Origin of the sequence: Bacillus aerius, from assembly GCF_029894105.1 — a bacterium.
GTDB classification, from domain to species: domain Bacteria; phylum Bacillota; class Bacilli; order Bacillales; family Bacillaceae; genus Bacillus; species Bacillus altitudinis.
The window spans coordinates 2,196,211-2,208,391 of the sequence record NZ_JARYHO010000001.1 but is presented as its reverse complement, the minus strand read 5'-3'; the positions used below and the strand labels follow the sequence as shown (position 1 = coordinate 2,208,391).

The 12,181-nt window shown below is 42.2% G+C and carries 10 protein-coding genes; 9 read left to right on the top strand and 1 reads right to left on the bottom strand.

The genetic code is table 11. The features are described from left to right. Window positions 1–892 precede the first annotated feature (892 nt). Window positions 893–1,993 (top strand): response regulator aspartate phosphatase, encoded by a 1,101-nt coding sequence (locus tag M2353_RS11345; protein ID WP_284725428.1) that lies wholly within the window; start codon window positions 893–895, stop codon window positions 1,991–1,993. 226 nt (window positions 1,994–2,219) lie between these two features. Continuing rightward, window positions 2,220–2,957 carry a glycerophosphodiester phosphodiesterase gene (locus M2353_RS11340; protein ID WP_024718886.1) on the top strand — a complete coding sequence of 246 codons (738 nt, stop codon included), beginning with the start codon at window positions 2,220–2,222 and terminating at the stop codon, window positions 2,955–2,957. A 33-nt stretch (window positions 2,958–2,990) separates the two neighbouring features. On the opposite strand, the gene M2353_RS11335 is transcribed toward M2353_RS11340, so the two are convergent. Then, entirely contained in the window at window positions 2,991–3,227 is a 237-nt protein-coding gene (locus tag M2353_RS11335; RefSeq protein WP_017357960.1) for a DUF2627 domain-containing protein, read from the bottom strand. 149 nt (window positions 3,228–3,376) lie between these two features. Between M2353_RS11335 and M2353_RS11330 the strand changes: the two genes are divergently transcribed. The 7 genes from M2353_RS11330 (at window position 3,377) to M2353_RS11300 (ending at window position 12,163) form a co-directional block, all read left to right on the top strand. Continuing rightward, window positions 3,377–5,449, top strand: a complete 2,073-nt coding sequence (locus M2353_RS11330; protein ID WP_041506974.1) for a sigma-54 interaction domain-containing protein — start codon at window positions 3,377–3,379, stop codon at window positions 5,447–5,449. 125 nt (window positions 5,450–5,574) lie between these two features. Continuing rightward, window positions 5,575–6,468, top strand: a complete 894-nt coding sequence (gene yqiS, locus M2353_RS11325; protein ID WP_284725427.1) for a phosphate butyryltransferase — start codon at window positions 5,575–5,577, stop codon at window positions 6,466–6,468. A gap of 25 nt (window positions 6,469–6,493) precedes the next feature. Next, window positions 6,494–7,588: a branched-chain amino acid dehydrogenase gene (bcd, locus tag M2353_RS11320; RefSeq protein WP_007501155.1), complete on the top strand. Its 1,095-nt coding sequence runs from the start codon at window positions 6,494–6,496 to the stop codon at window positions 7,586–7,588. Between the two features lie 33 nt (window positions 7,589–7,621). Continuing rightward, window positions 7,622–8,743 carry a butyrate kinase gene (gene buk / locus M2353_RS11315; RefSeq protein ID WP_017357958.1) on the top strand — a complete coding sequence of 374 codons (1,122 nt, stop codon included), beginning with the start codon at window positions 7,622–7,624 and terminating at the stop codon, window positions 8,741–8,743. Beyond that, complete coding sequence (lpdA, locus tag M2353_RS11310; protein WP_113767104.1) at window positions 8,733–10,157, top strand: dihydrolipoyl dehydrogenase; 1,425 nt, start codon at window positions 8,733–8,735, stop codon at window positions 10,155–10,157. Before buk ends, lpdA begins: the two co-directional genes overlap by 11 nt. A gap of 17 nt (window positions 10,158–10,174) precedes the next feature. Continuing rightward, entirely contained in the window at window positions 10,175–11,167 is a 993-nt protein-coding gene (locus M2353_RS11305) for a thiamine pyrophosphate-dependent dehydrogenase E1 component subunit alpha (RefSeq protein WP_039165916.1), read from the top strand. Window positions 11,168–11,179: 12 nt separating this feature from the next. Continuing rightward, the gene (locus M2353_RS11300) at window positions 11,180–12,163 is read left to right on the top strand and encodes an alpha-ketoacid dehydrogenase subunit beta (RefSeq protein WP_007501148.1); all 984 of its coding nucleotides are present in this window, start codon (window positions 11,180–11,182) and stop codon (window positions 12,161–12,163) included. Window positions 12,164–12,181: the final 18 nt, after the last annotated feature.

Here is a 12,181-nt window from a genome sequence, read left to right as displayed (position 1 = left end):
TCAGTTCGTAGTGGAAGGTGAGACAGCGAAGCCGATCCGATTAATGGAGATCGTTAGAGATATTACTTCGCCTATATTTAATTCTGCGGTACTTATCGCGATTTCGTATATACTTCAGTTAATGATAGATCGTAAGACAAACGCGTAATTCAATACGCAGCCTCGTCCTTAATTGAGCGGGGCCCTTTTTTTATGCCGTAAAATAGACGCGATGGAAAAGACTGCTTGTCATATCCGTAGCGATCGTTTAATATAAGAGATAACACAACGGTAAATATCCGATAAACTTAACGGGTGTTTTCCGATAAAGCGGATGTAAAATAGTTAAATAACGTATAAAGGATGCGACTAGCCTCGCTTCTAAACCGGACGACTACGGCACCAATTCCGAATTTATTGCCATGGTGGCTGATCGTCTGCGTTTAGAGCATAGAGCAAGCTAAGTCACCTTCCATGAAAAAACGTTTCTTCAATGAGGCGTTTTTTTATTTTCGTAAAATATTGCTAAAAAATGGTTATGTTGATAAAATCATCTTTAATGTTTAAATTGGACAAACGGGTCGCTTTATTTTCAGAATAAAATGAAAAATAAAGCATGAAAGAAATGATTAGGTCATAAAATAGTGGTAATCAGCTACGCTAATCAATTGGCTTATAGAAGAAGAAAACGCTCATTCGTAAGAAAAAGGATGAGAGGAAAAGGTCTTATGTAATTAGTAAATAAAGTAAATGAGATCGAAAGTTCTATTTCTATTGACCTGATTGGTTGGCGTTTTAAAGTCACTGGCTTCTTAGAGATTGTGCCATTTGAACTGAATATTCCCATTGTCGAATTTAATAATTTTCACATTCTTTTACTATGCTATAATAATGAAAAGAAGAGGGTGAGGTTATGGGAAAGCTGAAAATCCACTCTGCTGAGGTTGCGAACGAAATTAGCAAGTGGACGAGGGTCATTTCTCAGAATGACCTAGAAAAATCTGCTGTCTATAAAGAGAAAATTCAGAATTTGCTAAAAAATACAGATGAGGATCGAGAAGTTCTTCTTTATTATCAGCTAGTCGACGGCAGACATGAAATGTTACTTGGAAATATTGAAAAAGCCAATCAGATTATGAAAAGTGTCGGAACGCTGGATGAAAAAGCAGATGACATTATTAATTTTTATTTTTACTTTTATAAAGGCCAATATGCTGCCTATGTCAAAAAATATGATGAGGCGATTAGTTTTTATAAGATTGCTGAGCAGCGGCTAAAACGTGTGAATGAAGATCTTGAAGTAGGAACTTTTCATCATAAAGTCGCTTCCATTTATTACGAACTGAAGCAAAATTTCATTTCCATTAATCATATTAAAAAAGCCATTGATACGTTTAAAGCGCATGAGGAATATACCGCACAGGCGATTGACAGCTTGATTTTGCATGCGAGCAACTGTATAGATTTACTACAATTTGATGAAGCTGAGGAAAAGTACCAAGAGGCACTTGAGAAAAGTAAGCGTATTAACAATGAAGTGCTGATTGGGAAGTGCTATCACAATTTAGCGGTTCTTTATTACGCAAAACCTGATTATAAAAAAAGTGCGCAATACGCCAAAAAAGGGATGGGCATTCAAATTCATCGCGACAATAGCCATTATTTCATCCAATCTTTATATGTTCTCGCAAATGCCTTAGTTCATTTAGGAGATCATGAGGCGAAAGAATGTATTAAAGAGGGGATTCAATATAGTTGTGATATCCAAAATAATGAATATATAGTAAAATTTGAAATTTTGGATTTGATGTGCGAAAATAGTGGAGCAGCAGACGTATTCTCTGAAAAATTAGACTACATAGAAAAAAATAGATTATATGTGGAGCTTGAGGATTTGTCTGAACAAATATCGAAATACTTCAAGGAACGAAATGATTATCAAAATGCCATTCGTTTTCTTGAAAAGAAATTCGATGCACAAATACTTCAAAAGAAAGTGGAGGTTATCTTATGAAAAAGTTGTTGTTAGGTGTAACAATCGTTACAGCAGTCGCAGTTGTTTCTTCCCTTTTTGCTCTTGACGCAGAGACGACAGAGCAAGCCATCAGAGCGATTACGTGATCGAATTTACCTGTCAACCTCTTCTCTCTTATTAGAAGAGGTTTTTTTATGTGCTCAAACTGGCAAAACGAAAAAAGACACGTCATAATATAGGTAATCATCATATTTAGAGGTGGCATATGACGAAAATTTTTGCACATAGAGGCTTTAAAGGAAACTATCCAGAGAACACCATGATTGCCTTTGAGCACGCACTCCATTCTGGAGCGGATGGGATTGAGCTTGATGTTCAGCTCACCAAAGACGGCAGGCTGGCTGTCATTCACGATGAAAAGCTGAACCGAACGACCAATATGAAAGGGTTAGTGAAAGACTATACATATGAAGAGTTAAAAAGAGGAGATGCCAGTCATTCTTTCTATGAAGAAACGGGTGCGGTCTCCATTCCTCTTTTAGAAGAAGTATTAGAGCTAGTGACGCAGAGATCATCCTTTATGATCAACATTGAATTAAAAAACTCTATTTATCGATATCCAGGGATTGAAGAAAAAGTAAAAGAGCAAATTGAGCACTTTCAAATAGAGGATCGAGTACTTGTCTCATCATTTCATCACGGCAGTTTAGCTCTTTTTCACAAGCTGATGCCGCACATTGAACTGGCGGTCCTCACGATGGATGTGATTCATCAGCCGGACATGTATTTAAAAACAATCCCAGCTAAGGGCTACCATCCGAATATAAAGGGCGCTGGGGTGACAAAAGAAGTAGTAGCCGCTCTCCATGCGGACCAACAAGTGATTAGACCGTTTACTGTAAACAGTGAGAAGCAAATAAAAAATATGTTGAGATTGGGTGTTGATGGAATCTTTACTGATTTTCCTGATCGAGCCGTCAAAATAAGAGAAGAAATGAAATAAAGACCCGCTATCAACAGCGGGTCTTTTTCATGATTACCTTTGCTTAAAACGAGTTGTTACTTTATTTCGTTTACGGTCCCTATATAAAATAAATCCTGCAACAACATAAAGACCTCCCCCTAAAAATAACAACCCTGCAATTCCTTGCAGCCATAAATATGGAAATGGTGCAATGATGATGCCAAAAACAGTGTCACGCAGCAACTTAATGCCAAGTGCTGCAAAGGCTCCAGGTATTAAAATAATCACTAATGCCAGTATTCTCCCCATCAAATGTCCCCTTAAACGTCATTTACTTCCATTGTCTAATTCAAAAAATATTTTGTCAAGAAAGGAAAACGTGGTAATATAGGTGTTGTGCAATTTTTTGCAACGGAAAAATATGGTGTGCAAAATTTTTCATATAAAGGGGTAACGGGATGCAGAGAGTCTTGATTGTCGGTGCAGGACAAGGTGGATCAGCACTGCTTGAAACATTGCTGAAAACAAATACGGTTCAAATCATTGCGATCGCCGACCTTGATCTCGAGGCACCGGGGATGGATGAAGCGAAAAAGAATGGAATTGAGACGACGACGGATTGGAAAGAATACATAAAAGATGACATTGATATCATCATTGAAACCACAGGCAGTTCTGCTGTACTGAAGGAACTAATTGAACAAAAACCAGAGCATGCTGTGATTGTGCCTAGCTCGATGGCATACGTCATTTCAGAATTAATGGCAGAGAAACAACAGCTTATTCAAATATTGAAGGAACAAACCTATAAACATGACCGCATTTTTAATGCAACGAATGATGGCATGATTTTTATTAATATGGATGAAGAAGTGGTCCTGTTTAATCGATCGGCTGCCAAAATGGTGGGGTGTTCGCAAAAGGATGCGATTGGCCGTCACATTCGAGAAGTGATTCCGAACACGAAACTTCCCGATATATTAAGGTCAAGGGAGCCAGAATTTAACCAAAAGCAATTTTTGAATCAGCAAATTCAAATTGTGACCACCCGTCTGCCGATTATTGATGACGCGGGGAGAATGTTAGGTGCTTTATCGATCTTTAAAGACATAACAGATGCGGTGGAGCTTGCGGAGGAAGTAACGAACCTCAAAGAAGTAAGAACGATGCTTGAGGCGATTATTCAATCATCAGATGAAGCCATATCGGTTGTCGATGAGCAGGGGAAAGGTATTTTGATCAACCGTGCTTATACGAAAATGACCGGTTTAACGGATAAAGAGGTCGTGGGGAAACCAGCAGGAGCTGATATTTCCGAAGGGGAAAGCATGCACTTAAAGGTGCTTGAAACAAGAAGACCAGTTCGAGGCGTCAGAATGAAGGTTGGTCCAAATAAAAAAGATGTCATCGTCAATGTAGCACCTGTTATTGTGGACGGCATTCTAAAAGGCAGTGTCGGGGTCATTCACGATGTATCCGAAATTCAATCATTGACGAATGAATTAAATAAAGCAAGACAGCTCATCCGAACACTTGAAGCAAAGTACACATTTGAAGACATTATTGGAGAAAGTGAACAAATGCTTGTCGCACTTGAGCAGGCAAAGCTGGGTGCAAAAACGCCGGCAACCATTTTACTCCGCGGAGAATCAGGTACTGGGAAAGAGCTGTTTGCGCATGCCATTCACAATGAAAGTGATCGCAAGTACAACCGCTTTGTCCGTGTCAACTGTGCTGCCTTATCAGAAACTCTTTTAGAGTCAGAACTGTTTGGCTATGAGGAAGGAGCGTTTTCTGGTGCAAGGCGTGGCGGGAAAAAAGGGCTGTTTGAAGAAGCCAATCACGGCAGTATCTTTTTAGATGAAATCGGTGAAATGACGCCAAGTACACAAGCGAAATTGCTGCGTGTCATGCAGGAAAAAGAAATTGTTCGGGTAGGCGGAACGAAAGCGATACCGGTTGATGTGCGTGTGATCACAGCGACAAATGTCAATATTGAAAAGGCGATGGCAGAAGGGAAGTTCAGAGAGGATTTATATTATCGAATGAACAGATACCCGATATCGATCCCACCGCTCAGGCAGCGTCTCGAAGATATTGAATCATTAAGTAAACGCCTCATCCAGAAGATCAATTTAGACTATGGGCGAAACGTCAGCGGCTTAACAGATCGTGCGCTTAATAGACTTCGTTCGTATAGCTGGCCAGGCAACGTGAGAGAGCTTGAAAATGTGCTTGGACGAGCGATGATCTTTTTGAATCCGCAAGAAGAATGGATCGATGAAGCGCATATCGCCTTCATGGAGTCAGACGAGCATGAGGAAAAAGAGCAGCAGGAACTGGCTGTTAGTCAATTTGAGGGGGAGACGCTCTCGGATGCTGTAGAAGCATTTGAAGCGCAGCTGATCAAACAAACCCTTGAAAAACATCAATTCAATCGCACAAAAACAGCGAAAACATTAGGGATCAGCATTCGCAATCTTTACTATAAAATGGATAAGTATCAGCTTGCAAAAGATAGCATGCAGTAACATGCACGTAACCTGCAAGAAATTGCATAATTTCTTTGCGAAAAGGCTTATTTTTCACACATTTCAAGCTGGCACGGAACTTGCATATAAAAAGAGGAACCGAGCACAAGGAAAGGTGGGCAAGTATGAAGCTTGACGATCTGATTATCAAAGCCTCGAAGCTGCAGAATAAAACAGCGGCTGTGGCTCATGCAGAAGACGAAGAAGTGCTTCATGCCATCAAAATGGCAATCGAACGAAAAGTCGCTCGCTTCCTGCTGGTTGGAAACAAACGCAACCTAAAGGAGCTAGTCAAACAGCATGAGATTAATGAAGACTGGATAGATATTATTCATTCAGATTCACCCGAAGAATCTGCCAAAATTGCTGTTCAGGCAGTAAGTGAAAATCATGCAGATATTCTCATGAAGGGTCATGTCCCGACAGCCGTACTGTTAAAAGCTGTCCTAAATAAAGAATATGGACTTCGGACAGCGAGTGTCCTTTCGCATGTTGCTGCCTTCGAAGTACCGGGCTTTGACCGTTTTATCTATGTGACGGACTCTGCGATGAACATTGCACCTGACTTAAATATGCTGAAAGAAATTACGGTGAATTCCGTTCAAGTCGCACAAGCTGTCGGAAATGATATGCCCAAAGTGGCGGTATTATCAGCGGTAGAAGTCGTAAACCCAGCGATGGATTCGACGCTCACAGCTGCAAGCCTTGCGCAAATGAATCGAAGAGGTCAAATTTCTGGCTGCCTGATTGATGGGCCGCTTGCTTTAGATAATGCCATTTCTCAAACGGCAGCTTCTCATAAAAATATTACGAGTGATGTGGCGGGTCATGCAGATATTTTGCTTGTGCCAACCATTGAAGCAGGCAACATTCTTTATAAATCTCTCATCTACTTTGCTCATGCAAAAGTGGGAGCTGTGGTGGCAGGAGCGAAAGCACCGATTGCTTTAACAAGTCGGTCTGATTCAGCTGAAAGCAAGCTCTATTCAATTGCACTTGCCATCTGTACATCAAATTAAGTGAAAGTATTAGGAGGAATAGAAAATGGAACTTTTTAAATATATGGAACGATACGATTATGAACAGCTTGTATTTTGTCAGGATGAACAGTCTGGTTTAAAAGCCATCATTGCCATTCATGATACAACACTTGGGCCAGCACTCGGCGGAACAAGAATGTGGACATATGAAAATGAAGAAGCAGCTATCGAAGATGCCTTGCGTCTTGCAAGAGGTATGACCTATAAAAATGCGGCGGCAGGACTTAACCTTGGCGGCGGTAAAACGGTCATCATTGGTGATCCGAGAAAAGACAAGAATGAAGAAATGTTCCGTGCTTTTGGCCGTTACATTCAAGGATTAAATGGCCGTTATATCACCGCTGAAGATGTCGGTACAACGGTAGAAGATATGGATCTTATCCATGAAGAAACAGACTTTGTCACAGGCATCTCTCCTGCATTTGGTTCTTCAGGAAATCCATCTCCAGTGACTGCTTACGGTGTATATAAAGGGATGAAAGCAGCTGCAAAAGCAGCATTCGGTACAGATTCATTAGAAGGAAAAACAATTGCCGTTCAAGGTGTTGGAAACGTGGCTTACAACCTATGTAAACACCTGCATGAAGAAGGCGCACAGCTCATCGTCACTGATATCAACAAAGACTCAGTTCAGCGAGCTGTAGAAGACTTCGGTGCAAAAGCGGTAGACCCTGATGATATTTATGATCAAGAATGTGATATTTACGCACCATGTGCACTCGGTGCAACCATTAACGATGTGACGATTCCTAAATTAAAGGCAAAGGTCATCGCAGGTGCAGCGAATAACCAGCTGAGAGAAACTCATCATGGAGATCTTATTCATGAAATGGGCATTGTGTATGCACCGGATTATGTGATCAATGCAGGCGGTGTGATTAACGTTGCAGATGAGCTTTATGGCTATAATGCAGATCGTGCAATGAAAAAAGTAGAAGGCATTTACCAAAACATTGAGCGAGTGATTGAAATCTCTAACCGTGATGCCATTCCAACTTATAAAGCGGCAGACCGATTGGCTGAAGAGCGAATTGAAAGAATGCGCAAATCAAGAAGCCAATTCCTGCAAAATGGTCAACATATTTTAAGTCGTCGCTAAATGGATGAATGAGTTGAAACGGAGGTTTTGTTTTTGCTGACAAAAGAATGGCGTATTCTCACTATTAATCCTGGCTCTACTTCAACAAAAATCGGTGTGTTTCATAATGAACGATCTATTTTTGAAACGACATTAAGACATACAGATGAGGAAATCAAGCAGTTTCCTCATATCATTGATCAATTTTCATTCCGTAAAGAAACCATTTTGAAAACACTGCATGAACAGGGGATGAACATCTCAAAGTTTGATGCAGTTTGCGCACGCGGTGGTCTTCTGCGTCCGATTGAAGGTGGCACATATGAAGTAAATGAGCAAATGGTTGAAGACCTAAAAGAAGGGTATGCTGGCCAGCACGCCTCTAATCTAGGCGGAATTATAGCCCGAGAAATTGCACTTGGCCTTAACATCCCAGCTTTTATTGTTGATCCCGTAGTCGTAGATGAACTGCAGCCGATTGCTCGTATTTCAGGACTGCCAACAATTGAGCGGAAAAGCATTTTTCATGCGTTAAATCAAAAAGCAGTCGCAAGAAAAACGGCTGCTTCGTTTGGAAAGCGTTACGAAGATTTGAACATGATCATTACCCATATGGGCGGCGGAATTACGATTGGTGTACATCAAAAAGGAAAAGTCATTGATGTGAATAACGGTCTTCATGGCGAGGGTCCTTTCAGCCCAGAGCGGGCAGGTACTCTTCCAACAGGTGACCTTGTTAATTTATGCTTTTCTGGTGAATATTCGCAAGAGGAAATGCTCAAACGTATTATTGGCGAAGGCGGTCTTGCGGGCTATCTTGGTACGACAGATGCAGTAAAAGTAGAGCGCATGATTGAAGCAGGCGATGAGCGTGCGGCGCTTATTTATGAAGCGATGTGCTATCAAATTGCCAAAGAAATCGGTGCGGCTAGTGCGGTTTTAAAAGGGGCTGTTGACGTCATTGTGTTAACAGGTGGCCTTGCGTACAGCAAACAAATTACGTCAAGCATTAGAGGATACATTGACTGGATTTCAGATGTTGTTGTGTACCCAGGTGAAAATGAATTGCAATCCTTAGCAGAAGGGGCCCTTCGCATTTTAAAAGAAGAAGAATCACCAAAAGAATACCCAAATGATCAAAAGGCGGAGAAAGGAGTGACAAGTCATGGCAACTGAATATGACCTCGTCATTCTTGGTGGAGGCACAGGCGGCTATGTAGCGGCCATTCGTGCCTCTCAACTTGGATTGAAAACAGCAGTCGTAGAAAAATCAAAGCTCGGTGGAACATGTCTTCATAAAGGCTGTATCCCATCTAAAGCGCTTCTTAGAAGTGCAGAAGTCTATCAAACGGTCAAACGTGCCGCTGATTTTGGCGTTGAAGCAAGCGGAATTGCCTTACAATTTGCCAACGTACAAAAAAGAAAAACAGAGATTGTCGACAAATTAGCAGGCGGCGTCAAACACTTAATGAAACAAGGGAAAATTGATGTATACGAAGGAATAGGCCGTATCCTAGGCCCTTCGATCTTTTCGCCAATGCCAGGCACCATCTCGGTAGAAATGGCGAATGGCGATGAAAATGAAATGCTGATTCCAAAGCAGGTCATCATTGCGACTGGGTCAAGACCGCGCGTCCTGCCCGGACTTGAAGCGGATGGAACACACATCCTTACATCAGACGAAGCACTTGAACTGCAAGAACTTCCTCAGTCCATGCTGATTGTCGGCGGAGGCGTGATTGGGATCGAATGGGCTTCCATGCTTAACGATTTTGGCGTAAAAGTCACAGTGATCGAATTTGCAGATCGCATTTTACCAACAGAGGATCAAGATATTTCTAAAGAAATGGAAAAGCTTTTAACGAAAAAGGGCATCACCTTAGTGACAAATGCGAAGGTTCTGCCAGATACTGCCGAAAAGCACGAGAATCTCGTCAAGATCCAAGTGGAACAAGGTGGAGACACTCAGTCGTTTGAAGCAGAGAAACTGCTTCTCTCAGTTGGCCGAGTGCCAAACGTGGAAGGAATAGGACTTGAAAACACGGACATCCAGACAGAAAAGCAAGGCATTGTCGTGAATGAGCATTATCAAACGAAAGAGTCGCATATTTACGCAATAGGTGATGTCATTGGCGGTCTTCAGCTGGCGCATGTCGCATCACATGAAGGCATGATTGCAGTGGAACATATGGCTGGTCAAGATCCAAAGCCGCTTGATGAAACGCTCGTGTCTAAATGTGTGTACTCTCACCCAGAAACCGCTAGTGTTGGACTGACTGAACAGGCGGCAAAAGAGCAAGGCTACGAAGTCAAGATTGGGAAGTTTCCCTTCATGGCCATCGGAAAAGCGCTTGTATTTGGAGAGTCTGATGGATTTGTCAAAATCATTGCTGACCAAAAGACAGATGATATCTTAGGGATTCATATGATTGGTCCTCATGTAACAGATATGATATCTGAAGCTGGATTAGCCAAAGTATTAGATGCAACTCCGTGGGAAGTGGGACAGACGATCCACCCGCACCCAACCTTGTCAGAAGCAATTGGCGAGGCAGCACTGGCTGTTGACGGAAAGGCGATCCATTTTTAATCAAGGAGGGAAACATGATGAGTAACATGCGTCATCAGGAATTAGGATTATCAGATGAACAAGCGATTGACATATATAGAACCATGCTTTTAGCAAGAAAAATTGATGAACGGATGTGGCTTTTAAACCGTTCTGGAAAAATTCCATTCGTCATCTCTTGTCAAGGACAGGAAGCGCAGCAAGTCGGTGCCGCTTTTGCCCTCAATAGGGAAGAGGATTACGTTTTACCTTATTACCGTGATATGGGGGTTGTCCTTGCATTCGGGATGACGGCGAAAGATTTAATGATGTCTGGTTTTGCGAAAAAAGACGATCCAAGCTCAGGCGGGAGACAGATGCCAGGTCATTTTGGGCAAAGATCAAACCGAATTGTGACTGGATCATCACCTGTGACAACACAGGTTCCTCATGCGGTTGGAATCGCACTTGCCGGGCGTCTAGAGCAAAAGAATTTTGTTAGCTTTGTCACGTTCGGTGAAGGTTCTTCAAACCAAGGAGACTTCCACGAAGGCGCCAACTTTGCTGCGGTGCATAAGCTGCCTGTTATTTTCATGTGTGAAAACAATAAGTATGCGATTTCTGTCCCGTATGACAAACAAGTGGCATGTGAGCGTATTTCAGATCGTGCAATAGGGTACGGAATGCCTGGTGTGACGGTTGATGGAAATGATCCGCTTGAAGTGTATGCAGCGGTCAAAGAAGCGAGAGACCGTGCGGCAAGAGGCGAAGGCCCAACATTGATCGAAACCATTTCTTACCGGTTAACTGCGCATTCAAGTGATGACGATGATTCTAGCTATCGAGAAAAAGAAGAAGTGCTCGAAGCAAGAAAGAAAGATCCGCTCATTCAATATGAAACGTACTTAATCGAAGGAAATGTCATGACTTCTGAAATGAAAGAAGAGATGACAAAAGAAATCATGCAAATCGTAAACGAAGCCACTGATGAAGCGGAAAACGCAGCTTATGCCGATGCAGAAAGCGCACTTCGTTACGTGTATGCGGAGTAAGGGGGAAGAAAAATGCCTGTTATGTCATATATAGACGCTATCACATTAGCGATGAAAGAAGAAATGGAGCGAGATCCGAAAGTGTTTGTGCTCGGAGAGGATGTCGGGAAAAAAGGAGGCGTATTTAAAGCAACAGCGGGTCTTTACGAGCAATTTGGAGAAGCGCGCGTCATGGATACACCTCTTGCCGAATCAGCGATTGCAGGTGTAGGTATTGGGGCTGCTATGTATGGAATGCGTCCGATCGCGGAGATGCAATTTGCGGATTTTATTATGCCAGCCATCAACCAAATCATTTCAGAGGCTGCAAAAATTAGATATCGTTCCAATAATGATTGGAGCTGCCCAATGGTCATTCGTGCTCCTTACGGGGGCGGCGTACACGGGGCGCTTTATCATTCACAATCGGTCGAAGCCATTTTTGCCAATCAGCCAGGCTTAAAGATTGTGATGCCCTCTACACCTTATGATGTCAAAGGGTTGTTAAAAGCCGCAGTGCGTGATCCAGATCCTGTATTGTTCTTTGAACACAAACGTGCATACCGTCTCATTAAAGGAGAAGTGCCTGAAGAGGATTATACGCTCCCTATTGGAAAAGCGGATGTGAAACGAGAAGGCGATGACATTACGGTCATTACATATGGCCTTTGTGTTCATTTTGCCCTCCAAGCAGCAGAGCGCCTTGCGAAGGACGGAATTTCTGCTCATATTCTCGATTTACGTACAGTGTACCCGCTTGATCAAGAAGCGATTATTGAAGCGGCATCAAAAACAGGGAAAGTACTCTTGTTAACAGAAGATACAAAAGAAGGAAGCATCATGAGTGAAGTGGCGGCCATCATTTCAGAGCACTGCTTGTTTGATTTAGATGCGCCTATTAAACGTCTAGCAGGACCTGATATCCCTGCAATGCCTTATGCACCGACAATGGAGAAATTCTTCATGGTTAATCCGGATAAGGTAGAAGCTGAAATGAGAGAACTAGCGGCGTTTTAAGAAAGAGGAGGGTTTCAA

Coding starts and splice junctions, on each gene's coding strand:
- M2353_RS11335 (WP_017357960.1), bottom strand. CDS start 3,227: ATGGGGAGAATACTGGCATTAGTGATTATTTTAATACCTGGAGCCTTT.
- M2353_RS11345 (WP_284725428.1), top strand. CDS start 893: ATGGGAAAGCTGAAAATCCACTCTGCTGAGGTTGCGAACGAAATTAGC.
- M2353_RS11340 (WP_024718886.1), top strand. CDS start 2,220: ATGACGAAAATTTTTGCACATAGAGGCTTTAAAGGAAACTATCCAGAG.
- yqiS (WP_284725427.1), top strand. CDS start 5,575: ATGAAGCTTGACGATCTGATTATCAAAGCCTCGAAGCTGCAGAATAAA.
- lpdA (WP_113767104.1), top strand. CDS start 8,733: ATGGCAACTGAATATGACCTCGTCATTCTTGGTGGAGGCACAGGCGGC.
- M2353_RS11300 (WP_007501148.1), top strand. CDS start 11,180: ATGCCTGTTATGTCATATATAGACGCTATCACATTAGCGATGAAAGAA.
- bcd (WP_007501155.1), top strand. CDS start 6,494: ATGGAACTTTTTAAATATATGGAACGATACGATTATGAACAGCTTGTA.
- M2353_RS11305 (WP_039165916.1), top strand. CDS start 10,175: ATGAGTAACATGCGTCATCAGGAATTAGGATTATCAGATGAACAAGCG.
- M2353_RS11330 (WP_041506974.1), top strand. CDS start 3,377: ATGCAGAGAGTCTTGATTGTCGGTGCAGGACAAGGTGGATCAGCACTG.